Raw genomic sequence first — 21,528 nt, 5'->3', positions numbered from 1 at the left:
TCATGCTGCTCGTCGACGTCTATCTCGACAAATCGCCCATCCAGGGCATCGGTGTCTTCGCCAAACACCGCATTCCAAAGGGCACGTTGATCTGGAAGCTCGATCCAAGATTCGACCGGCGCATTTCGGTCGACACTTATGAGAACGAAAGCGGTCCGGTGAAGTCCTACCTCGATCGGTACTCCTATCCGGACAGGCGCGACCGGAACTATATCGTCTTCGAGGCGGACGATGCGCGCTACATGAACCATGCCGACGAGCCGAACTGCGACGTCTCCTCGCCGGAGGAAACCTACGCGCTGCGCGACATCGCGCCCGGCGAGGAACTGACCTGCGACTACAACCACTTCTTCGAAAACGGCTTCGATTTTTTGGGCGACCGCCACGCGTAATCGGAGCGACCGCGGTCGAAGCGTCTCACGCCGAGAGCAATTCCGGCAAGCGCTCCATGGCCAATCTGCCGCGCAGGTGTCGGATGGCGGCCAAGGCTTTGCCGGCGATGACGCCTAAAGCGACGCCGCCGGCGATCGCAAGCAGTTGGAAGCTTGGAGCCGGGAGCCAGCCTGCGACAGGTGCCATCAAAAGCTCCGGGACGAAGCGATGGACCAAGTAGATCGGGAAAGCCGCGACGGCGATCTGCGTAACCACCCGCCCCACCCCAGCAGGCAGGCGAACACGCGGCAGGTAAAGAAGAGCCGAGAGCGCCGCGAAGATCGTCAAATACTTGACCGTCGTCCCCAGCCAGACCGACTCCCAAAAGGCTAGATACCCCAATACGGCAGTGGCAAATGCGGTCACGAGGAGTTTTCTGGCGGGAGTGTCGGCCAAACCGGCGCACCAGCCGAAGACCGCAAGGTGGAAGACCCAGTAGATCGCGAAGATCTGGCGGCTGCCTAAGTCCACGAACAATGGGACTGCAAAGCGCGCAGCGGCGGCAAACGCCAATAGTCCGATCGAGAAGGCAAAGGGTCGAGCCTGGGCGAGCTTGCGTAGAACCGGAACGGCAAAGGCGAGGGCGAAGACCAACAGCGTCTGCGCATAGGCCTCGATGAACCAGTAGAGATACGGGATCATCTCGTGACGTTCCGGTTCGGCATAGCCGAAGTTGCCGGTAAGGGTCATCGAGGCCCAAGGGATCGCCTGCCAGGCGAGGGAGTAAGCGGCGACTATGAGAAAATAAGGGATCAGGACGCTGATCGCAGGTTTCAGCGCGTGCCGGATCCGACCGGCAAGCAAATGGACCGACTGAAAACGCGCAAGGCTGTAGCCGACAAGCAGCATCATGATGCCGGAGCCGCCCGGGATAGGCCACAGCGTCTCGTGATGCACGACCACCAGCAGGATGGCGAAGGCCCTCAGCACGATATCGACAGGCGTCTCGTTTGCCTGGTCCCGCATGAAAGACCGTTTCGCCGAATGAAGATTTGTCAGGTCTCCAACACTTAGCCGTTCCCAGCCGTCCGGCAATTCCAAGCCGAGCCGTTCGAGTTCCAGAGCCAATTGCAAGAAGCGAAGGGAATCTCCGCCGAGCGACACAAAGCTGTCAGCGCGGCCCACCGGAAGCGGATAGAATACGCGGGCATAGGCTCCGGGCACGCCGCCACGTTCGGAGCGGATTTCCGCCCGTCCCAGCAACATCTCGCGCTGCAGGCAGCCATAGTCGATCTTGCCCGAGGCTAGCCTGGGAAGGTCGACACGCGTCGAAACTCGAACCAGATTGGCGGGCAAGCGGCTGACTTCGGCCAGGATACGCTGTGCCCTGCCTGCCGAGCCGGGGCCGGTCACATAGGCCTGTAGGCCTCGATCGTCGCCGAGCACCGCGGCCGCAATGCCCGCCCGCTCTAGCGCCTGCTCCATGATATCGAAGCCGATCCTGAGGCCGGCAATCTTGGCAAAGCGGCTCTTGCGCCCGACGATGCGGAAGAAACCTTGCTCGTCCTGGACGGCAATATCGCCGGTGTTCAGTGTCTCGACCTCAGCCCCGCGCGCCAGATCACAACGCTGCTCGGCGTAACCCATCATGACGTTCGGGCCGCGATAGACAAGTTCTCCCGGGATGCCCGAGCGGCTGACCGGCTCCCCCTTGTCGTCGACAAGGCCGAGGCTGCCGCCTGGGATCGCGACGCCGATCCGCTCCTCCCGGTCGGACAGGCTCTCCGGCGGCACGAAAGCGATACGCGCCGTCGCCTCGGTTTGACCATACATGACGAAGAAACGCCCGCCCACGGCGCGCAAATGATCCCTGTACAGGCGGATGACGTCGGGGCTGAGCTGTCCACCCGCCACCGTCATCATGCGCAAACCCTTGAGCTTAGCGTCGCGGAAACGCATCCGTTCCAGGAGTTCGTAGGAATACGGGACGCCGGACAGATTGGTGCAGCCACCGTCGGCGATTATCTGGAGGAAATCGCCGTCCATTGCGGAAACACCGGGGAAGAGGATGCTGCCGCCGGCAATCAGATGCGAATTGAGAACCGACAGTCCGTAGGAATAGTGCAGCGGCAGCATGAGAGCGGCCCGGTCGGCGGACGAGAGTTCGAGATAGGTCGTTATCGCGCGCGCATTGGCTTCGAGATTGGCATAGGAGAGCCTGACCGCCTTGGCGGCGCCCGAGCTGCCGGACGTCATCAGCAGCAGCGCGAGATCGGGATGCAGCGGCTCAATGTCCCTCGCGGGCCAGGCTTCCTTCACGAGACGCCAGCGGCCATCGGCTCGGCGATAGGTGAAATCCGGCTGGAAGGCTGCCAGGAAATCGTCCCAGACCCTTTTGTCGCAAGGCGGCAGCATGGCCACCGCATGACCCACCCGCAGGGCTCCAAGATAGGCGACGACCGCATGCTCGGAGGGTTCCGCTGAGATAGCGACGAGCTGCTTTCCCTCATCCCCCAGACGTGTGGCGAAGTGCTGCGCAAGGTCGTCAAGCTCCGCATAAGACAGGCTGCGCCCGTCGGCGAAGAGAAGTGCTGCGCGCTGCTCGCCACGGGCGAATTCAGACACAAGGTCGAGAGAGTGCATGGGCAAGGCTTCGGTCCGCCTGGAAACTGGCCGAAGCGCGTATGATACATGACTATTAAAGTCAACTAATATGGACTTGAGACATCACAGGCAGATCGCATCGATGGTGTCGCGCAGCCGATATGCATCGGTCAGCTCGCCGGCTTGCGCGCCGGATAGCTGTTGGGATGCGGCGGGACGGCCTTCAGATAGGCCGCGATCGCGGCGCGGTCATCGGCCGTCAACTGAGCTATGTTGCGCTGCACGTCGACCATGGCACCGCCGACGGAATCGAAATCCGGCGTGAAGCCGGTTTCGAGATAGTTGGCGATGTCGGCCTCCGACCAGTCCTTCGTGCCGCCCTGCGGGGTGATATTGGGCACCACGCCCGAGCCCTCGGCGGCCACGGCTCCCGCCAGCCATTCGGCCTTCTTGACGCCGCCGGCAAAGTCGCGCGGCGTGTGGCATTCGCCGCAATGCCCGGGGCCCTCGACCAGATAGCGGCCGGCCAGCACCTTGTCGGGCGCGCCCCCGGGCAAGGCAATGACCGGTTCAGGGCTGACATAGAGCCGCTTCCAAAGACCAATGCCGCGACGGATGTTGAAGGGGAAGGAGAGTTTGTGGCCGGGCGCCTTGCCGGCGACCGCCGGCAGCGTCTTCATAAAAGCATAGAGGTCGGCGATATCGGCCGGCTTCATGCGAGCATAAGAGGCATAAGGGAAGGCCGGATAAAAATGCTCGCCGGAGGGCGAAACGCCTTTCAGCATCGCATTGGCGAAGTCCTCCTCGCTCCAGGCGCCGATGCCGTCCTTTTGATCCTGCGAGATGTTGGGCGGTACGAAGGTGCCGAACGGCGTCTTCAGCTCCAGCCCGCCGGCAAGCTCCAGGCGGGCATCACCCTTGGATCCCGGTTTGGCGTGGCAGGATGTGCAGCCGCCAGCAAAGAAGATGCGCTTGCCTTTCGCAGCATCACCGGGGCCAAGCTGCGCGACCGTCGCGGCATCAAGCCTGACGGGCGCTGACAACGCCCAGCCGGCGACCGCGCCGGCGCCGCCCAGCACGATGACAGCGCCGACGAGCTTCTTCAGCCACGCCATATCAGGCGATCAGCCCTTCTTGATCCTGTAGGTCTCATGACAGGTGCCGCAGTCGCCGCCGATGGTGTTGAGCTGCGCCTTGAGCGCATCGACATCGGCCGGCGGCGAAGCCACTGCCGCCTTGACGTCGGCCAGGAACTTGTCCCCGGCCGCCTTGAAGCCTGGCATGTCTTCCCAGATCTTCGGCGCCGCCGTGGTGTCGCCCTTGTCGCTGCCGGCCGGGAAAAGTTTCTCGGCATCGAATTTTTCGGCGTTCGCCTCCAGCGCCTTTAGCGCCGTCAGCACAGCGGCGGCGTCGAAAGCCTCCTCGCCTTTGACGACCTTGGACAACTGGCCGGCGAGCTTGCCGCGTTCCTTCATCAGGGCCTGGCGATCCTTGATCGGGTCGGCATAAGCGGCCGAGCCGGCAAAAGCGAGCAAAGAGATGGCGATGACAAGCTTTCTCATTCAATTGGCTCCATGGTGAAGAGAGTTCGCGACTAGACGTTAACGGGCGATGCAGTGGAATTATTCCCTCCGCGCCGCAACGATTTTCTTGACTGGAATTGCCCTCCTGCACCGGCAAAAGAAAAGCCCCGGTCATGCCGGGGCTTTTCGGAAGGGTCGATCAAGCTTTCGCCTTCTCGTAGAGTTCCAGGACATAATCCCAGTTGATCAGGCTGTCGACGAAGGCTTCGAGATATTTCGGCCGCGCGTTGCGGTAGTCGATGTAATAGGAGTGCTCCCACACGTCGACGCCGAGGATCGGCGAAGCGCCATGAACCAGCGGGTTCTCGCCATTGGGGGTCTTCGAGATCGCGAGCTTGCCGTCCTTGACCGAAAGCCATGCCCAGCCGGAGCCGAACTGGGTGGTGCCGGCGGCGACGAAGTCCGCCTTGAACTTGTCGTAGCCGCCGAGATCGGCATCGACGGCCTTCTGCAGCGCGCCCGGCAGCTTGTTGCCGCCGCCGCCCTTCTTCATCCATTTCCAGAAATGGATATGGTTGTAGTGCTGGGCGGCATTGTTGAAGAGCCCGGCATTCTTGCCGAAGGACTGTTTCACGACCTCTTCGACCGACAGGTCGCCCATTCCGGCCTCGGCGGCCAGCTTGTTGCCGTTGTCGACATAGGCTTTGTGGTGCTTGTCGTGGTGATACTCCAGCGTCTCCTTCGACATGTAAGGCTGCAGGGCCTCGTAGTCGTAGGGCAAAGCGGGCAACTCAAAAGCCATGGATGGTACTCCCTCAGGAAAAGTCCGGTGAAACTACCGGACTAAGATAGGTCTGGAATGGGTTGGGACAACTCCGGAACGAAGCGCCGAACGCCTTTTTATCCGCTCAGGCGGCGGAAGTCGAATGCGCCCAATCCCAATAGAGCTCGCGCGCCTTCTTGGCGACCGGTCCAGGCTGAATGCTACGGTCCTCGATGCGCGTGATCGGCACCACCTTCGAATGGTTGCCGGTCGAGAAGATCTCGTCCGCCTCGAGGAAATCGCGGATCGACAGCGTCTTCTCGGTGGTCCTGAAACCATAGTCGCCGAGCAGGTTGATCGTGCGCGAGCGGGTGATGCCGGAGAGGAAGGTGCCGTTCGCGGCGGGCGTCATCACATGGCCGTCCTTAACCAGGAAGATGTTGGAGGTGCCGGTCTCGGCGACATTGCCCAGCATATCGAGCACCAGCGCGTTGTCGAAGCCGCGCATCTTGGCCTCGAGGATGGCGCGGCCATTGTTGGGATAGAGGCAGCCGGCCTTGGCGTTGGTCGGCATGGTCTCGATGGTCGGCCGCCGGAACGGCGAGACGCCGATCGAAAAGCCCGAAGGCGGAATCATCGGTGACTCGTAAAGGCAGAGACAGAAGCGGGTCGAGGACGGGTCGGCCGGCACGCCCATATAGCCGCCATGCTCGGCCCAGTACATCGGCCTGATATAGACGGCGGTCTTGCCGTCGAATTTCTTCAGGCCGTCCCAGGTCAGCCCGACGATCTGCTCCGTCGTCATGGAAGGCTTCAGGCCGAGCGCGATCGCCGAGGCGTTGACGCGGCCGGCGTGACGATCGAGATCGGGCGCCACGCCTTCGAACCAGCGGGCGCCGTCGAACACGCTGGTGCCCAGCCACATGGCGTGGCTGCGCGGTCCCAGAATGGCAACATTGCCCTCGTACCAGTCGCCGTCCACATAGGTCCATGTCGCGGACTGCGCCGCCGCCGCTAGTGTCATCGTTTGCCGTCCGTATGGATAAGTTCCGGCCGCCATAGGACGACGCTTTGACGGCCGGCGTCAACCGACATCGGAAAAAATCCTTGAGGCCAGAGGCACTTAAAGCACGGGGCACGGAAAGGGATGGGCCATGTGTGTTGGGTTTTGTGTTATGCGATCCTTTCCGAAAACCGCTGCCCACTTTTGGGCGACATGCATTAACCGCAATCAGCGCTTGCGCGGCAGGGCCGGGCGCCGCAAAACTCTTCCTATGCACCATGCAGCCTATGTCTTCGACGCCTATGGCACGTTGTTCGACGTGCACGCCGCCGTGCGCCGCCATGCGGGCGAGATCGGGCCGGACGGCCAGCTTCTCTCCGAAATCTGGCGCGCCAAGCAGCTCGAATATTCCTGGGTGCGGACGCTGATGGGCGCCTATGCCGATTTCTGGCAACTGACCGAGCAGGCGCTGGACTTCGCGCTGCGCAAGGTGCCGTCGGCCGATCCGGCGCTCAGGGCAAGGCTGCTGGAAGCCTATTGGCGGCTCGACTGCTATCCGGAAGTGCCGGCGGTATTGAAGGCGCTGAAAGCAGCGGGAGCGAAGCTCGCGATCCTGTCCAACGGCTCGCCGGAAATGCTGCGGGCGGCGGTGAAATCGGCCGCCCTCGACCAGATCCTGGACGACGTCTTCTCGGTCGACGAGATCAAGCGCTTCAAGACCGATCCTTCGGTCTACGACATGGTGGTCACTGGCTGGCGGCTCTATCCGGGGGCGGTGTCGTTCCAGTCCTCCAACCGCTGGGACGTCGCGGGCGCCGCCAGGTTCGGCTTCCGCACCGTCTGGATCAATCGCGCCAATCAGCCCGACGAATACCGGGATTTTCCGCCGGGGCTGATCCTGCCCTCGCTCGAAGGCCTTCTGGCAGGCGTTTGAGGGTGCTGTTGCTGCAGCGCAACAGATGTGTCGCGGTCACAGCTTCGCCTTTGTTTGTCCACCCTGAGGCCAGAATTGGAACCGCCTATCACCGCCGACTGTTATTGCAGCTGTCGGCGCCGGCCAGCGGATTCATGCATTCTTGCGAATTCAAGACCTAGAAAAGGCAACCATGTCAGACGCTTCCTTCCGCATCAGCCGCCGTGGCTTCCTCAATCTCACGGCCCTTGGCGCTGCTTCGGCGATTTCCGCCTGCTCCACCACCGGTCCTCGCCCGGCAGCCGTGCAGCCGCCACCGCCGGCCTCTGTCGAGCCGCCGCTCGGCGACTACGCCACCATATATGGGCCGATGTCCGACAACGGCTTCGACCTGCCGGCCATCCCGGTAAACAAGATCGATCACAGATATTTGCGCCAGATCGTTCCAGATCCGACCGGACAGCGCCCGGGCACCATCGTCGTCGATACCACCAACCACTTCCTCTATCTGGTGCGTGAGGGTGGCCAGGCGATCCGCTACGGCGTCGGTCTCGGCCGCGCCGGCTTCGAATGGTCGGGCGATGCGGTGGTGCAATGGAAGCAGAAGTGGCCGAAATGGACGCCGCCGGACGAGATGGTCGCCCGCCAGCCGGAACTGACGGAATACAGCGCCAAGAACGGCGGTATGCCCGGCGGACTCAAGAACCCGCTCGGGGCGCGTGCGCTCTACCTCTTCAAAGGCAACCAGGACACGCTCTATCGTCTGCACGGGTCGCCGGAATGGTGGTCGATCGGCAAGTCGGTCTCGTCGGGCTGCGTGCGCCTGATCAACCAGGACATCATCGACCTCTATGACCGCGTGCCCAACAAGACGCCGGTCGTTGTCACAGCAGATGTCGGCCAGCCGATGGCCGATATGCCCGAGCGCCGGGCCATTCCGATCGACAACGGCGTGCCGGACGACTCTGTCCTGCTGGGGCCGGTGCCGCAGGAGAGTGACGAGATCTTTTGATCCGGCGTTCGTCAGCGGTGCTTGGCGAGGATGTCCGCCAGCACCGCAACGCCGCGGCGCAACGCCTCCGCGTCGAGACCAGCATATCCCATGATGAAGCCCGCCGTTTCGGGCCGCGGCTCGGCCGGATCATAGAGCGGCGATACCGGATAGAGGCCGATCCCCGCAGCACGTGCGTCGGCGACGATCGCCGGCTCGCACGCAGGATCGAAGCCGTTCAACCAGGCCACGACGTGCAGGCCCGTGTCGGCCCCAGCAACAGTCACCTTTGGCCCGATATGATCGGCGAGCGCCCGCAGCAAGACCTCTCTGCGCTCGGCATTTTTCCTGCGGATGCTGCGGACGTGGCGCTCGTAAGCGCCGCCCGTCAGCAGGTCGGCCAACACATCCTGCTCCAGCATCGGAGCATGCCGGTCGGTCAGGCGCTTTGCCTCGCTGAAGGCCCGACGCAGGCCGGCGGGGACGACGAGATAACCGAGCCGCAAGGTGGGCGAGAGCGTTTTGGACAGCGTGCCGACATAGATGACCGAGCCTGGATCGAGCGTCTGCAGAGGCGGGATGGGGGCTATGTCGTGGCGGTATTCGCCGTCGTAATCGTCTTCGACGACATAGGCGCCTGATGCCGTGGCCCAGGCTAGGAGGGAATGGCGCCGCGTCGCCGAAAGCACGCCGCCGAGCGGAAACTGGTGCGATGGCGTGACGTAAGCCAGACGGGCCGGCGGCAGCGCATCCGTCCTTAGCCCGTCAGCGTCGACCGCAACTGGCACGGCGACGCCGCCCGCGGCCGTGAAGGCATGGCGGGCCAGCAGATAGCCCGGATTCTCGATCACGAACGGGTCGCCGGAGTCGAGCAGCAGCCGCGCGCAGAGGTCGAGCCCTTGCTGGGAGCCGTTGACGATGGCGATCTGGTCCGGCGCGCAGCTGATGCCGCGAGCGCGCCAGAGATAGGTTTGCAGGGCGCCGCGAAGAACAAGCGATCCCTGTGGGTCGCCATAACGCAGCCGCGCGCCGCGCCGCAGAATGGCTTTGTTCGAGGCCCGTCGCCAAGCCAGGACCGGGAAGTCCGCCCCGGACAGGTCGCCATAGCGGAAATCCGCAACCTTGGCCGGCTGCTGTTCCACCGGCGAAGGCAGAGCCAGCAGCCTGCGCGCGAACGTCGAGAGGTTGCGTGGCGAGGCAGCCGCGATGGAAGCCGCCCCTGACGGCCTCTCCAGTCCCGGAGCCACGATGGCACGCGCGCCCTGCCGGATGATCAGATAGCCTTCGGCGTCGAGCTGGTTGTAGGCCGCCGTCACCGTGGTTCGCGACGCGCCCCATTCGGCGGCAAAGGCCCGCGACGACGGCAGCCGATCGCCGGGCCGGTAAACGCCGCTGTGGATCTGCGCCTTGATCGCCGCGATGATCCGGCGCGCCACGCCTTCCTGTTCCAACTGGACCACCGAAAACCTTCAAAACTGGATGTTCCAAGCAAACCAGCTTGCCGGCATCTTTAAATGCAATGCAAGGAGTTTTCGCCATGTACATTCCGCCCGCCTTCCGCGATAACGACAGGGAGAGCCTCATGGCGACGATCCGCGCGGCACGGCTGGCGACGCTGGTCACCGCCACGGCGGAAGGACCGCAGGCGACGCCATTGCCGCTCTTGCTCAACGAGAGCGAGGGCGAGCATGGCACGATCTACGGCCATGTCGCGAAGGCAAATCGGCAGTGGCGCGCACCGGTGCTGGGCGATGGCCTGGCGATCTTCATGGGCCCCGACGCCTACGTGACGCCGGCCTGGTACCAGACCAAGCAGGAGACCGGAAAGGTAGTGCCGACTTGGAACTACCTGGCCGTTCATGCCTATGGGCCGATCGACTTCTTCGAGGACGCCGACAGGCTGCTCGAGATCGTCACGCGCCTGACCAATCTCCATGAAGGCGGACGCCCCTCGCCTTGGTCCGTATCGGATGCGCCGCCGGATTTCATCCAGGCGCAACTCAAAGGCATTGTCGGCTTGCGCATGCCGATCACGCGGCTCCAAGGCAAGCGCAAGATGAGCCAGAACCGAAACGCGGCCGATCGCGCCGGTGTCGCCACTGGTCTAGCAGCGAGCGACCGGCCTTCGGATCGCGACGTCGCCCAACTGATCCCGTCTTGACATCCGACCCAGTCCAATTGCCAGCGAGCCGATCATGCCGGACCTGACACAATTCGCCTTGTACTTCGCCGCGGCGCTGCTGCTCGCCATCACGCCCGGACCGGGCATCTTCTATGTCGCCGCGCGCACCCTGGCCGGAGGCCGCGCTGAAGGCATCGCCCCCAGTTTCGGGACAGGCCTGGGCGGCATGGTTCATGTGCTTGCCGGAAGCCTGGGCGTTTCCGCCCTCGTGCTCGCGAGCGCCGAACTCTTTACGGCGCTGAAGCTGATCGGCGCCGTCTACCTCGTCTGGCTCGGCTTGCGCACCTTCCAGTCCGCCCGCCGCGAGGCAAAGACAATGCTGGAAGGTGGCGCGCCGACGCCTGCGGTCGGCGCTGGCCGAGCGTTTCGCGAAGGGGTGCTGGTCGAGGCGTTGAACCCGAAGACGGCCGCCTTCTTCCTGGCCTTCATTCCGCAATTCCTGGATTTCGGCGCCGGCCACGTCGCCTTGCAGTTCATGGTGCTCGGCTTCGTGTCGGTGACGCTCAACACGCTGGCCGATATCGTGGTCGCCTTCGCGGCCGGCCGCATCAGGGATGGCGCGGCAGGCCGGTCCGGCATGATACGTCGGCTCCGGGAGGCGTCCGGCGGCGCGATGATCGCGCTGGGCATCGGCCTTGCCGTAGCCAAGCGCCCTGCCCTCTGATTGCCGCGCCTCAGTTGGGCGCTACCGCCCGCGCGCCAGGCTGCCTAGTATCCCGCGCACTATCGCGCGGCCGACGGAAGAGCCCACCGAACGCACCACCGACTTGATCGCGGCTTCGGCCACTGTCTGACGGTTGGAGGACCGGCGGCCCGACCCTCCCAACACATCGTCGAAGCCCGGAATTGTCCAGCGCGAGCCGCCGGTGCCCGCCTGCTGCGCCTGCGCTTCGGCTTCCTGCGCCTCCCTGGTCTTCTTCTGCAGTATCTCGAAGGCCGAGTCGCGCTCGACCGCTTGATCGTACTGCCCGGCGACCGGGCTCTCGGCAAGGACCTTGCGGCGCTCGTCGGGTGTGATCGGCCCGAGCCGCGACGACGGCGGGCGAATCAATGTGCGCTGTACCATGGCCGGCACGCCCTTATCCTCCAGCATCGAGACCAGCGCCTCGCCGGTGGCGAGCTGGGTAATCGCGGTGGCGCAGTCGAAATCCGGGTTGGGCCGGAAGGTGTCGGCCGCCGTCCGCACCGCCTGCTGCTCGCGCGGCGTATAGGCGCGCAACGCGTGCTGCACGCGGTTGCCGAGCTGGGCCAAAACCTTTTCCGGAATGTCGAGCGGGTTCTGGGTGACGAAATATACGCCGACACCCTTGGAGCGGATCAGCCGCACCACCTGCTCGACGCGATCAACCAGCACCTTCGGCGCGTCCTCGAACAAAAGATGCGCCTCGTCGAAGAAGAAGACCAGCTTCGGCCGCTCGAGATCGCCGACCTCGGGCAGTTCCTCAAACAGCTCCGACATCAGCCAGAGCAGGAAAGTTGCGTAGAGCCTGGGATTCATCATCAGCTTATCGGCGGCCAGAACGCTGATCGCGCCGCGGCCGTCGCGGGTGGTGCGCATCAAATCGGCGATGCGCAGCGCCGGCTCGCCGAAGAAGTTCGCGGCGCCCTGCTGCTCAAGCACCAGAAGCGTGCGCTGGATGGCGCCGACGGAAGGCTTGGTGACATTGCCGTAGCGTGCGCTGAGCTCGTCGGCTCGCTCGGCGATGTTGGCGAGCAGCGCCTGCAGGTCTTTGAGATCAAGCAGCAGCAGGCCCTCTTCGTCAGCGATGCGGAAGGCGATGTTCATGACACCTTCCTGCGCTTCGGTGAGGTTCATCAGCCGCGACAAAAGCAGCGGCCCCATTTCCGAGATGGTGGCACGGATTGGGTGACCCTGCTCGCCGAACAGATCCCAGAAGATGACCGGGTATTCCTGAAACTGATAGGGATCGAGCTTCACCTGCTCTGCACGCTTGACCAGGAAATCCTTGGCCTCGCCCATCATGGCGATGCCGGAAAGGTCGCCCTTGATGTCGGCGCAGAAGACCGGGACGCCGGCATTTGAAAAGCCCTCGGCCAAGACCTGCAGGCTGACCGTCTTGCCGGTGCCTGTGGCGCCGGTAATCAGGCCGTGGCGGTTGCCGTAGCGCAGCAGGAGTTCCTCGGCGCGCTGGTAGGAATCATCAGGCTTGCGGCTGGCGCCGATGAAGATGCTGGTGTGGTCAGCCATATGTCCGGTCTCCGCAATCTCTTCCGCCAAAAACGCCCGGTCTCATGGAGGATAATAACGCGATCGGCGGGCGACAATGCCCACCATCAAATTTGGCGCTATTCGAATTTGACCCTGGCAGCGAAACCACCTTACTTAGCTTGCGGATTTTGCGCATGTTTGGCAATCGGTTAGCGGCTGCCGGAACAACCGCGACGGATGTCGCATTGTGATATGCGGCGGGGGACCATAGACTGGTGGCTGATGCGGCCGATAGACGAGGAGTGCGATGGGCGCCGGCGCCTTGACTAGGGATGTCGACCTTCCAGACCCGGACGCCAAACGCTGGCTGGCGCTGGCGGAAAAAGCGCTTGCCGGCGGCGCTTTCGAACAGAAGCTTGTTTCGCACACCGATGACGGCATCCGCATCGAGCCGCTCAGCGAGCGTTCGACGACAGCCGAGCCGCTGGTGCGCACCAATCCGAAGTCGCCATGGATCGTCAGCCAGCGCATCGACGATCCCGATATCGCCCGCGCCAGCGCCCAGGCGCTGCAGGACATCGCTGAGGGCGCGACCGGCCTGTCGCTGGTTTTCGAGGGTGCGCCGAATGCCTTCGGCTTTGGCCTGCCGAGAACCGCGGAGGCGCTGGAAACGGTGCTAGACGGCGTGCCGCTCAACCGGGTCCAGGTGCGCATCGATGCGCATCCGTGGAGCCGCGCCGTGGCGGATTGGCTGCTCGCCTTCCTGACCCGGCGCCGCTCCGATCCGGCGAAGCTCAACCTTTCCTTCGGCATCGACCCGGCGGCGATCTTCGCCGGCACCGGACGGCTGCGCACCTCAATCGAGGCGCTGCAGGAGTCAATGCCGCAATCGCTGGCGCATTTCTTCTCGATGGGCGTGCCCGGCGTGCTGCTCGAAGCGGACGGCCGCGTCTTCCACAATGCCGGCGCCACCGAGGCGCAGGAGCTCGGCACGATGATGGCTTCCGCCGTGTCCTATCTCAGGATGTTCGAGAAGGCGCGCCAGCCGCTGGTCTATGCCGCGCCCTATATCGGCTTTGCCCTCAGCGTGGACCAGGACCAGTTCCTGTCGATGGCCAAGGTGCGGGCGTTGCGCAAGCTCTGGGCGCGGATCCAGGAAGCCTGCTCGATCCCGGCCTCGACGGCGAACGTCCACGCCGAGACCTCCTATCGCATGATGGCGATGGCGGATCCGGAAACCAACATCCTGCGCACCACGATTGCCGCTTTTGCCGCGGCGACCGGCGGGGCTGATTCCGTCTCGATCCTGCCGCACACCATCGCGCATGGACTGCCGGCCGGTTTTGCGCGCCGCGTCGCCCGCAACGCGCAGCTGATCCTGGCGCATGAGAGCCATCTCCATCACGTGGCCGATCCGGCCAGCGGCTCCGGAGCGGTCGAGGCGCTGACCGACGGTCTTTGCGCGGCGGCCTGGGAAGAATTCCAGCGCATCGAGGCCGAGGGCGGCGTGCTCAACAGCCTGCAGCAGGGCTATATCCAGAACCGTGTGCAGACGGCCGCCGCGAAGCGCAATGTCGCCTATCGGGCCGGTGAACGCGGCATCATCGGCACCACCTTGTTCCGCACCGGCAGCGAGCGCCGCGTCGAGACATTGAAAGCCGAACGCCGGCCCGCGCTGACAGAGGGTGTGGCGACCTGTGAGCCGCTGTTTCCAGTTCGCATCGATCAGTCGATCGGAGCCGGCTCATGATCCCGGATTTCAGCCAGATCGGCTGGTCGGCGCCGCGCCGCGGGCCGGTCGAGCTCAAGGGCCAGCGGATGACGCCGGAAGGCATCGCCGTGAAACACCTCTACACGCAGGGCGACCTCAAGGGCCTGGCCAATCTCGACACCTATCCGGGCCTGCCGCCCTTCGTGCGCGGCCCCTACCCGACCATGTATGTCCAGCAGCCCTGGACGATCCGGCAATATGCCGGCTTCTCGACGGCGGAGGAATCCAACGCTTTCTACCGGCGCAACCTCGCGGCCGGCCAGAAGGGCCTGTCGGTCGCCTTCGACCTCGCGACCCATCGCGGCTATGACAGCGACCATCCGCGCGTCGCCGGCGATGTCGGCATGGCGGGCGTGGCGATCGATTCCATCCTCGACATGCGCCAGCTGTTCGACGGCATTCCGCTCAACGAGATGACGGTGTCGATGACCATGAACGGCGCCGTGCTGCCGATCATGGCGCTCTATATCGTGGCGGCGGAGGAACAGGGTGTCGCGCAGAAGGACCTCGCCGGGACCATTCAGAACGATATTCTGAAGGAGTTCATGGTCCGCAACACCTACATCTATCCGCCGAAGCCTTCGATGCGGATCGTGTCGGACATCTTCGCCTATACCTCGCGGCACATGCCGAAATTCAATTCAATCTCGATCTCCGGCTATCATATGCAGGAGGCGGGCGCGACGGCCGACCTCGAACTCGCCTACACGATTGCCGACGGTATCGAATATGCGCGCGCCGGCGTCACCGCGGGTCTCGACATCGACCGGTTCGCGCCGCGCCTTTCCTTCTTCTGGGCGATCGGCATGAACTTCTTCATGGAGGTCGCCAAGCTCAGGGCCGCGCGGCTGCTCTGGTCGAGCCTGATGAAGAAGAATTTTGCGCCGAAGGACGAGCGCTCGCTGTCGCTGCGCACCCATTGCCAGACATCGGGCTGGTCGCTGACGGCGCAGGATCCCTACAACAACATCACGCGCACGATGATCGAGGCGATGGCGGCAACGCAGGGACATACCCAGTCGCTGCACACCAATTCCTTCGACGAGGCGATGGCGCTGCCGACCGACCATTCGGCCCGCATTGCCCGCAACACGCAGCTCATCCTGCAAAAGGAATCCGGCACCACGCGCATGATCGACCCGTGGGGCGGCTCGGCCTATGTCGAGCGGCTGACACATGATCTGGCGGCCCGCGCGCTCGCCCATATCGAGGAGGTCGAAAACCTCGGCGGCATGGCGGCGGCAATCGAGAAAGGCATTCCGAAGCTGCGCATCGAGGAAGCGGCGGCGCGCACCCAGGCACGCATCGATTCCGGCGAGCAGGTGCTGGTCGGAGTCAATGCGCATCGCCCGGAAGCCGACATCGAGGTCGATGTGCTGAAGATCGATAATGCCGAGGTCAAGGCCCGGCAATTGGCGAAGCTGCAGCGGCTCAAAGGCACGCGCGACGTCGCGGCCCTGGAGGATGCGCTAACCGCCCTCACCCGCGCGGCTGAAAGCGGCGAGAACCTGCTCGAATTCGCGATCCGCGCGGCGCGGGCCAATGCGACCGTCGGCGAGATCTCGCTGGCGCTGGAGAAGGTGTTCGGGCGCCATGCAGCCACCGTGCAGACCATCTCCGGCGTCTATCGCGACGCGCTCGGCGACAATCCGGCGGTCGATCGGCTCAAGGACAAGCTCGAAGCCTTCGAGAAGAAGTCCGGTGCAAAGCCGCGCATCCTGGTCGCCAAGATGGGCCAGGACGGCCATGATCGCGGCCAGAAGGTGATCGCCAGCGCCTTTGCCGATCTCGGCTTCGACGTCACCGTCGGACCGATGTTCCAGACGCCCGAGGAGATCGCAAAGCTAGCGGTGCAGCATGATGTCGACATCATCGGCGCGTCCTCGCTCGCGGCCGGACATCTGACGCTGATCCCCGAGCTCAAGGAGGCGCTGAGGAAGCTCGGCCATGGCGACATGCTGATCGTCGCCGGCGGCGTCATCCCGCCACAGGATTACGACGCGGTGCTGAAGGCTGGGGCGGCCGAAATCTTCCCGCCGGGGACCGTCATCCCGCAAGCGGCGGACAGGCTGATGGACAGGCTGCTGTCGGTCGAGTGAATGCCCTGTGTCGGGAACTGGTCAAACGCAACTCATTGCTAAGGCTTGTCGGCACAGCTAATGCGCCAATCGAGAGAGGAAGAGGATCCCGTCCTCAACCCGCTTCTTGATGGCGACCATGTCAGTAGATCCCAATCGGTTGTTATAATTTCCGTTGCAACAACAGGCCCTCCAGTTATAATTGCCGTTGCAACAGGACGACCTACCATGAACATCACCATTCGAAAGATTGGCAACTCCGAAGGTCTGATTTTGCCGAAAGAGCTTCTCGACCGGCTAAACCTGAAGGCGGGCGACAACGTCATCGTCGTTCAGGAGGGCCAGGAGCTGCGCTTGCGCCGTCTTGAAGACTCTGCCGAAGAATTCGAGCGTAAGATGAAGATCGCGCGCGAACGGATGAAGAAATACGAGGTTGCCTACCGCGCGCTCGCTAAATGACCGAGCATCATTCGCGAGAATTCGTGGAGGCGATGCACGCTGAGCAGTTGCGCCTCCATGGCGGAGCCTCCGGTATACGCGACCAGGGCATGCTGGAATCTGCCCTCGCCCGCCCCCAACAGAAGGAAGCGTACGGCGAGCCCGATCTTTGTGAACTCGCGGCGGCCTACCTCTTCGGCATTGCGAAGAACCACCCCTTCGTTGACGGGAACAAGCGCACGGCTTTTGCCGCGGCCGATTTGGTTCTCTATTTCAACGGGTTAAGCGTAGAAGCCGAACAGCAGGATGTTATCCAGTTGGTGATGATGGTCGCCGCCGGCGAAATCGATGAGACCGGAGCCGCGGCGTTTTTCCGCGACCATACAGTCAAGCTCAAGGCCTAGTTCTCGGCCTTGTCCGACAGCTTGACGATCTCCCACTCCTTGCCGTTGACGGCAACGACCTCGCCGACCTTCTTGCCGAACAGGGCCATCGCCATCGGCGAGACATGGGAGATGCTGCCTTTCGACGGGTTGGCCTCGTCCTCGCCGACGATGCGCCAGTGGACCTTCTTGCCGTCGCCGTTTTCCAACGTGACGCCCATGCCGAAGCGGACCACATTACTGCCGGACTCCGGCACCGAAAGCTCCGCGCTCTCGCGCCGCGCGGTCCAGTAGCGCAGGTCGCGGGACACTATTGCGAGGCGCTCGCGATCGCCGCGTCTTTCGGCCTTGGCCATCTGATCTCGCAATTCGGAGAGATTCTCTTCGATCATCGCGAGTCCCCGCTCCGTTACCAGATTGCGGTGCGGACTGATCGGCCGTTCGCCGACCCCGGCAATGGCGTTTTCACTGTCTTCCTCGCGGGTGAAAGCTCTACTCATAACATGAACTTAAGCTTGGTGAGGCAACTGCACAAGCGGTTTGCCTGCGAGCCTGCCTTGGCACGATTCCTGCGATGGAGCGGTCGAAACGCCAGGACCTGTGCCGATGTTGAACAGACGAACGCTGCTTGCCCACACCACCGGCCTCGCCGCTGCCGGCCTCCTTGCCGGCAAGGCATCGGCGAAGATGCTGCCCGGCATCGAGAAGGCCACGATGCGCGGCTCGATCAACGCCATCGAAATCGGCGTGCAGCCGGGCGCGCTGGACGACCAGAGCAAGGCCTTCGCCAAGATGCTCGGCGACGCCAGCGACCGCGATGCGCCGGTGTTTCTTCCGCCCGGCACCTATCTTGTCTCCAACCTGAAGCTGCCTGCCCGCGTGCGCCTTTCGGGCGTCCCGGGCGCGACCCGCATCGTCTATGGCGGTAACGGCCACCTGATGATGGCCGAACAGGCCGAGCATGTCGAGCTCAGCGGGCTGGTGCTGGACGGCAGCAACCGCTGGCTGGCCGACTATACGCAAGGGCTGCTCGATCTGCGCCGCGTCGCGCATCTCGCCATCGACAATTGCCAGGTCACAGGCAGCGGCAAGAACGGGCTGGCGCTGGAACATGTTTCAGGCCGCATCGGGCGCTGCGATGTTTCGGGTGCGGCAGACGCCGGCATCTATTCGGTCGAGGCCGGCGGGCTGGAGATCTCGGGCAATACCGTCTCAGATTGCGCCAATGGCGGCATTCTGGTGCATCGCTGGCAGCAGGCGGAGGACGGCACCATCGTCAGCGGCAACCGCGTTCAGCGCATCGGCGCGAGGAGCGGCGGCACCGGCCAGAACGGCAACGGTATCAACGCCTTCCGCGCCGGCAATGTCATTATCTCCGCCAACGTCGTGTCGGACTGCGCCTTCTCGGCGATCCGCGCCAACAGCTCCAGCAATCTGCAGATCACCGGCAACACCTGCTCGCGCTCGGGCGAGACGGGGATTTATTCGGAATTCTCCTTCGAGGGTGCGATCCTCAGCAACAATCTGGTCGACGGTGCCGCCAACGGCATCTCGATCGTAAACTTCAACGAAGGCGGCCGCATGGCCGTGTGCTCGAACAATATCGTGCGCAACCTCTCGACCGTCGGCCCCTACACCGCCGACCCGCCGGGCTTCGGCGTCGGCATCAGCGCCGAGGCCGAAACCTCCGTCTGCGGCAATGTCGTGGAGAACGCGCCCCTCTACGGCATGCAGCTCGGCTGGGGTCCTTATCTGCGCAATGTGGTTGCAACGGGCAACATCATCCGCAAGTCCGGCACGGGCATCGTCGTCAGCGTCGTCGAGGGTTCCGGCAGCGCGGTCATTTCGGACAATATCATCGACGCCGCGCAGAACGGCGCCATCATCGGCCAGCGCTGGGCCAATCCGGTGACGGGCGATCTGGCAAGATCAACCTTTACCGGCTACGCGCATCTGACCGTCGAGCGGAACAAGGTCAGTTAGGCCAGCGCCGCCGTCGGCCGCAGCAAGCCCACCTTGGCGCCGATACGGCTTTCGACCGGCGGATTGGCGAGTTCGGCAAGCTTTGCCGCGAGCGCTTCGTCGCTGCGCAGCAGCTTGGCCAGCACGGCGGCGATCATCACCTCGGAGGCGCGGCTGGCGCCGTCATCGCATTTCAAGGCGATGCCGAGACCGTGCTCGGGCAAGGCCGCGCAATAAACACCCTCGGCGCCGGTCTTGACGAAGATGCGGCCGGGCGCGGCCCGCATCAGCGCGAGGTCCGCCTTACCGGTGCCGGCCACCAGGAACGGTTCGGCCATGCAGGCCGAGAGCAGGCGCTTCGCCGCCTTGGCGCGTTCGGGCGCAAAGCCCCTGCCCGTCGCCATACGCGCAAAGCCCAGCGCAAAGCTCTTCAGTGGCACTGCATAGGTCGGGATCGAGCAGCCGTCGGTGCCGCAATGGTCGACATCATGCGCGGCGCCGGTCACCGATTGCATCGCGTCGCGCACCATCTCCTGCAGCGCATGGCCGGCCTTGACGTAGCCGCCATGGGCAATGCCGGAATGCACGCAGGTACAGAGGAAACCGGCATGCTTGCCGGAGCAATTGTTGTGGAGCGGGTTGGGCGCGCTGCCGGTGCGGGCCATCGCGATCGTCGCAACGTGGCTCGACGGCCAGTGCGCGCCGCATTCGAGCGCCGTCTTATCGAGACCGGCCTTGGCGAGCATTGCTTGCGCCAGTTCGACATGCGCCGGCTCGCCTGAATGCGAGGCGCAGGCCAGCGCCAATTCGCGATCGCCGAAGCCGTAGGCGTCGGCAGCACCGGATTCGAGCAGCGGCAGCGCCTGGATCGCCTTCACCGCCGAGCGCGGAAACACCGGTCGCGCCGTATCGCCGATCTCCCAGACAGGCTTGCCGTCGGCGTCGAAGACAGAAACCGCGCCGCGATGGGCGCTTTCGACCACCGCGCCGCGCGTGACTTCGACCAGAACCGGATTTGCCATGCTGCCTCCCGCAAGCGCGCGCCGGGCGCCGCTTCAATGCGGGCCGCTTCTACCTGATCCGATCGAGGATGGAAACGTAGTTGGCCACCGCAGCACCGCCCATGTTGAAGATGCCGCCGAGTTTTGCCCCAGGCACCTGAATGCCGCCGGCCTCGCCGGTCAGTTGCATGGCGGTGAGCACATGCATGGAGACGCCGGTGGCTCCGATCGGATGGCCCTTGGCCTTCAGCCCGCCGGACGGATTGACCGGCAGCCGGCCGTCCTTGGCCGTCACGCCTTCCAGTGCGAGCTTCGCGCCTCCGCCGGGCTTCGCCAGGCCCATCGCCTCGTATTCGATAAGCTCGGCGATGGTGAAGCAGTCATGCGTCTCGACGAAGGAGAGGTCGTCGAGCGTGACGCCGGCCTTCTTCAGCGCCTGGCCCCAAGCCCGCTCGCAGCCCTCGAAGGAAAGGATGTCGCGCTTCGACATCGGCAGGAAATCCTGGACGTGCTCATTGGCGCGGAAGGTCACGGCGCGGCGCATCTTCAGCGCCGTCGCGGTGTCGGTGAGCACGAGCGCGGCGGCGCCATCCGAGACCAGCGAGCAGTCGGTGCGCTTCAGCGGACCGGCGACGAAGGGGTTCTTCTCACTTTCCTGACGGCAGAACTCGTAGCCGAAATCCTTGCGCATTTGGGCATAGGGATTGTCGACGCCGTTTTTGTGGTTCTTGGCGGCAATCATGGCGAGCGCATCCGACTGGTCGCCATAGCGCTGAAAATAGGCCTGCGCGATCTTGCCGAAGACGCCGGCAAAGCCGGCCGGCGTTTCGCCATCCTCGGGCAGGTAGGAGGCTTTCAGCAGGTTCTTGCCGATCTCGGGCCCAGGTGTGGTGGTCATCTGCTCGGCGCCGACCACCAACACGACGCGGGCGGCGTTGGAATCGATGGCGCGGACGCCTTGTCTCACCGCAGCCGAACCGGTGGCGCAGGCATTCTCCACGCGCGTCGCCGACTTGAAGCGCAGCCGATCGTCGGCCTGCAGCACCAGGCTCGCGGTGAAATCCTGCGGTGAGAAGCCGGCGTTGAAATGGCCGAGCACGATCTCGTCGACATCGTCAGGGCCGATGCCGGCATGATCGAGCGCGTCCACGGCGACCTTGGTGATCAAGCCCTCCAGCGTCTCGCCTTCGAGCTTGCCGAAACGCGAATGCGCCCAGCCGACGATGCATGCGGTCATGACAGCCTCCATCTGCCGCGCAGCCTACCACGTCCGGTCGCGGCATGACATTCAATATTGTTCAGTAGTGAACCGTTTTCCAGCCGAAGGGATGGGGCCAGAGCGATACGATCGATTGATCCGATGCCGATTTTTTA

Annotated in this window: 20 protein-coding genes; 10 read left to right on the top strand and 10 right to left on the bottom strand. The window is 64.0% G+C overall.

Annotated elements, in window-relative coordinates; translation table 11 throughout:
- The first annotated feature begins 2 nt into the window (after positions 1 to 2).
- Positions 3 to 392, top strand: a complete 390-nt coding sequence (locus A9K66_RS05690; protein WP_066998147.1) for an SET domain-containing protein-lysine N-methyltransferase — start codon at positions 3 to 5, stop codon at positions 390 to 392.
- A gap of 25 nt (positions 393 to 417) precedes the next feature.
- Here the strand turns inward: A9K66_RS05690 and A9K66_RS05685 are convergent, their stop codons facing one another.
- The 5 genes from A9K66_RS05685 to A9K66_RS05665 all read right to left on the bottom strand — a co-directional run bounded on the left by A9K66_RS05685 (position 418) and on the right by A9K66_RS05665 (position 6,286).
- The gene (locus A9K66_RS05685; RefSeq protein ID WP_067320903.1) at positions 418 to 3,015 is read right to left on the bottom strand and encodes an AMP-binding protein; all 2,598 of its coding nucleotides are present in this window, start codon (positions 3,013 to 3,015) and stop codon (positions 418 to 420) included.
- 131 nt (positions 3,016 to 3,146) lie between these two features.
- Positions 3,147 to 4,091 carry a cytochrome c gene (locus A9K66_RS05680; RefSeq protein WP_067320899.1) on the bottom strand — a complete coding sequence of 315 codons (945 nt, stop codon included), beginning with the start codon at positions 4,089 to 4,091 and terminating at the stop codon, positions 3,147 to 3,149.
- Between the two features lie 9 nt (positions 4,092 to 4,100).
- Entirely contained in the window at positions 4,101 to 4,538 is a 438-nt protein-coding gene (locus A9K66_RS05675) for a cytochrome c (RefSeq protein WP_067320896.1), read from the bottom strand.
- Between the two features lie 160 nt (positions 4,539 to 4,698).
- Positions 4,699 to 5,301, bottom strand: a complete 603-nt coding sequence (locus tag A9K66_RS05670; RefSeq protein WP_066997682.1) for a superoxide dismutase — start codon at positions 5,299 to 5,301, stop codon at positions 4,699 to 4,701.
- A 106-nt stretch (positions 5,302 to 5,407) separates the two neighbouring features.
- Positions 5,408 to 6,286 (bottom strand): branched-chain amino acid aminotransferase, encoded by an 879-nt coding sequence (locus A9K66_RS05665; RefSeq protein ID WP_067320892.1) that lies wholly within the window; start codon positions 6,284 to 6,286, stop codon positions 5,408 to 5,410.
- A gap of 250 nt (positions 6,287 to 6,536) precedes the next feature.
- On the opposite strand from A9K66_RS05665, the gene A9K66_RS05660 reads away from it, so the two are divergent.
- Together A9K66_RS05660 and A9K66_RS05655 are read left to right on the top strand one after the other, a co-directional pair.
- Complete coding sequence (locus A9K66_RS05660) at positions 6,537 to 7,199, top strand: haloacid dehalogenase type II (RefSeq protein ID WP_067320889.1); 663 nt, start codon at positions 6,537 to 6,539, stop codon at positions 7,197 to 7,199.
- A 172-nt stretch (positions 7,200 to 7,371) separates the two neighbouring features.
- Positions 7,372 to 8,190, top strand: coding sequence for a L,D-transpeptidase (locus A9K66_RS05655; RefSeq protein ID WP_067320886.1), 819 nt, complete (start codon positions 7,372 to 7,374; stop codon positions 8,188 to 8,190).
- A gap of 11 nt (positions 8,191 to 8,201) precedes the next feature.
- On the opposite strand, the gene A9K66_RS05650 is transcribed toward A9K66_RS05655, so the two are convergent.
- On the bottom strand, positions 8,202 to 9,620 hold the full coding sequence (locus tag A9K66_RS05650) for a PLP-dependent aminotransferase family protein (RefSeq protein WP_067320882.1): 1,419 nt from the start codon (positions 9,618 to 9,620) through the stop codon (positions 8,202 to 8,204).
- 86 nt (positions 9,621 to 9,706) lie between these two features.
- Here A9K66_RS05650 and A9K66_RS05645 point away from each other — a divergent pair, with 86 nt between their 5' ends.
- Entirely contained in the window at positions 9,707 to 10,330 is a 624-nt protein-coding gene (locus A9K66_RS05645) for an FMN-binding negative transcriptional regulator (protein ID WP_067320879.1), read from the top strand.
- Between the two features lie 34 nt (positions 10,331 to 10,364).
- Positions 10,365 to 11,015, top strand: a complete 651-nt coding sequence (locus A9K66_RS05640; protein WP_067320876.1) for a LysE family translocator — start codon at positions 10,365 to 10,367, stop codon at positions 11,013 to 11,015.
- 21 nt (positions 11,016 to 11,036) lie between these two features.
- Here the strand turns inward: A9K66_RS05640 and A9K66_RS05635 are convergent, their stop codons facing one another.
- Positions 11,037 to 12,560 carry a helicase HerA-like C-terminal domain-containing protein gene (locus A9K66_RS05635; RefSeq protein ID WP_067320873.1) on the bottom strand — a complete coding sequence of 508 codons (1,524 nt, stop codon included), beginning with the start codon at positions 12,558 to 12,560 and terminating at the stop codon, positions 11,037 to 11,039.
- A 268-nt stretch (positions 12,561 to 12,828) separates the two neighbouring features.
- Between A9K66_RS05635 and A9K66_RS05630 the strand changes: the two genes are divergently transcribed.
- The 4 genes from A9K66_RS05630 (at position 12,829) to A9K66_RS05615 (ending at position 17,212) form a co-directional block, all read left to right on the top strand.
- Positions 12,829 to 14,271, top strand: coding sequence for a methylmalonyl-CoA mutase family protein (locus A9K66_RS05630; RefSeq protein WP_067320870.1), 1,443 nt, complete (start codon positions 12,829 to 12,831; stop codon positions 14,269 to 14,271).
- Positions 14,268 to 16,391, top strand: a complete 2,124-nt coding sequence (gene scpA / locus A9K66_RS05625; protein ID WP_067320866.1) for a methylmalonyl-CoA mutase — start codon at positions 14,268 to 14,270, stop codon at positions 16,389 to 16,391. Before A9K66_RS05630 ends, scpA begins: the two co-directional genes overlap by 4 nt.
- Positions 16,392 to 16,598: 207 nt before the next feature.
- Positions 16,599 to 16,829 carry an AbrB/MazE/SpoVT family DNA-binding domain-containing protein gene (locus A9K66_RS05620; RefSeq protein ID WP_067320863.1) on the top strand — a complete coding sequence of 77 codons (231 nt, stop codon included), beginning with the start codon at positions 16,599 to 16,601 and terminating at the stop codon, positions 16,827 to 16,829.
- Positions 16,826 to 17,212 (top strand): type II toxin-antitoxin system death-on-curing family toxin, encoded by a 387-nt coding sequence (locus A9K66_RS05615; protein ID WP_067320860.1) that lies wholly within the window; start codon positions 16,826 to 16,828, stop codon positions 17,210 to 17,212. The genes A9K66_RS05620 and A9K66_RS05615 overlap by 4 nt, the downstream gene beginning before the upstream one ends.
- On the opposite strand, the gene greA is transcribed toward A9K66_RS05615, so the two are convergent.
- The gene (gene greA / locus A9K66_RS05610; RefSeq protein ID WP_066997710.1) at positions 17,209 to 17,691 is read right to left on the bottom strand and encodes a transcription elongation factor GreA; all 483 of its coding nucleotides are present in this window, start codon (positions 17,689 to 17,691) and stop codon (positions 17,209 to 17,211) included. The two genes, A9K66_RS05615 and greA, sit on opposite strands and share 4 nt — an antisense overlap.
- Positions 17,692 to 17,797: 106 nt before the next feature.
- Between greA and A9K66_RS05605 the strand changes: the two genes are divergently transcribed.
- On the top strand, positions 17,798 to 19,174 hold the full coding sequence (locus A9K66_RS05605; protein ID WP_067321235.1) for a TIGR03808 family TAT-translocated repetitive protein: 1,377 nt from the start codon (positions 17,798 to 17,800) through the stop codon (positions 19,172 to 19,174).
- On the opposite strand, the gene A9K66_RS05600 is transcribed toward A9K66_RS05605, so the two are convergent.
- Together A9K66_RS05600 and A9K66_RS05595 are read right to left on the bottom strand one after the other, a co-directional pair.
- Positions 19,171 to 20,175, bottom strand: coding sequence for an asparaginase (locus tag A9K66_RS05600; protein ID WP_067320857.1), 1,005 nt, complete (start codon positions 20,173 to 20,175; stop codon positions 19,171 to 19,173). The genes A9K66_RS05605 and A9K66_RS05600 overlap by 4 nt on opposite strands.
- A gap of 49 nt (positions 20,176 to 20,224) precedes the next feature.
- Positions 20,225 to 21,391 carry an acetyl-CoA acetyltransferase gene (locus A9K66_RS05595; RefSeq protein ID WP_067321232.1) on the bottom strand — a complete coding sequence of 389 codons (1,167 nt, stop codon included), beginning with the start codon at positions 21,389 to 21,391 and terminating at the stop codon, positions 20,225 to 20,227.
- Positions 21,392 to 21,528 lie beyond the last annotated feature (137 nt).

The organism is Mesorhizobium sp. AA23 (assembly GCF_001672435.1).
Classification (GTDB): Bacteria; Pseudomonadota; Alphaproteobacteria; order Rhizobiales; family Rhizobiaceae; genus Mesorhizobium.
Note: the sequence above shows the minus strand (reverse complement) of the source record. Positions and strands in the feature narration are given on the sequence as shown.

Coding starts and splice junctions, on each gene's coding strand:
- A9K66_RS05690 (WP_066998147.1), top strand. CDS start 3: ATGCTGCTCGTCGACGTCTATCTCGACAAATCGCCCATCCAGGGCATC.
- A9K66_RS05685 (WP_067320903.1), bottom strand. CDS start 3,015: ATGCACTCTCTCGACCTTGTGTCTGAATTCGCCCGTGGCGAGCAGCGC.
- A9K66_RS05680 (WP_067320899.1), bottom strand. CDS start 4,091: ATGGCGTGGCTGAAGAAGCTCGTCGGCGCTGTCATCGTGCTGGGCGGC.
- A9K66_RS05675 (WP_067320896.1), bottom strand. CDS start 4,538: ATGAGAAAGCTTGTCATCGCCATCTCTTTGCTCGCTTTTGCCGGCTCG.
- A9K66_RS05670 (WP_066997682.1), bottom strand. CDS start 5,301: ATGGCTTTTGAGTTGCCCGCTTTGCCCTACGACTACGAGGCCCTGCAG.
- A9K66_RS05665 (WP_067320892.1), bottom strand. CDS start 6,286: ATGACACTAGCGGCGGCGGCGCAGTCCGCGACATGGACCTATGTGGAC.
- A9K66_RS05660 (WP_067320889.1), top strand. CDS start 6,537: ATGCACCATGCAGCCTATGTCTTCGACGCCTATGGCACGTTGTTCGAC.
- A9K66_RS05655 (WP_067320886.1), top strand. CDS start 7,372: ATGTCAGACGCTTCCTTCCGCATCAGCCGCCGTGGCTTCCTCAATCTC.
- A9K66_RS05645 (WP_067320879.1), top strand. CDS start 9,707: ATGTACATTCCGCCCGCCTTCCGCGATAACGACAGGGAGAGCCTCATG.
- A9K66_RS05640 (WP_067320876.1), top strand. CDS start 10,365: ATGCCGGACCTGACACAATTCGCCTTGTACTTCGCCGCGGCGCTGCTG.
- A9K66_RS05635 (WP_067320873.1), bottom strand. CDS start 12,560: ATGGCTGACCACACCAGCATCTTCATCGGCGCCAGCCGCAAGCCTGAT.
- A9K66_RS05630 (WP_067320870.1), top strand. CDS start 12,829: ATGGGCGCCGGCGCCTTGACTAGGGATGTCGACCTTCCAGACCCGGAC.
- scpA (WP_067320866.1), top strand. CDS start 14,268: ATGATCCCGGATTTCAGCCAGATCGGCTGGTCGGCGCCGCGCCGCGGG.
- A9K66_RS05620 (WP_067320863.1), top strand. CDS start 16,599: ATGAACATCACCATTCGAAAGATTGGCAACTCCGAAGGTCTGATTTTG.
- A9K66_RS05615 (WP_067320860.1), top strand. CDS start 16,826: ATGACCGAGCATCATTCGCGAGAATTCGTGGAGGCGATGCACGCTGAG.
- greA (WP_066997710.1), bottom strand. CDS start 17,691: ATGAGTAGAGCTTTCACCCGCGAGGAAGACAGTGAAAACGCCATTGCC.
- A9K66_RS05605 (WP_067321235.1), top strand. CDS start 17,798: ATGTTGAACAGACGAACGCTGCTTGCCCACACCACCGGCCTCGCCGCT.
- A9K66_RS05600 (WP_067320857.1), bottom strand. CDS start 20,175: ATGGCAAATCCGGTTCTGGTCGAAGTCACGCGCGGCGCGGTGGTCGAA.
- A9K66_RS05595 (WP_067321232.1), bottom strand. CDS start 21,391: ATGACCGCATGCATCGTCGGCTGGGCGCATTCGCGTTTCGGCAAGCTC.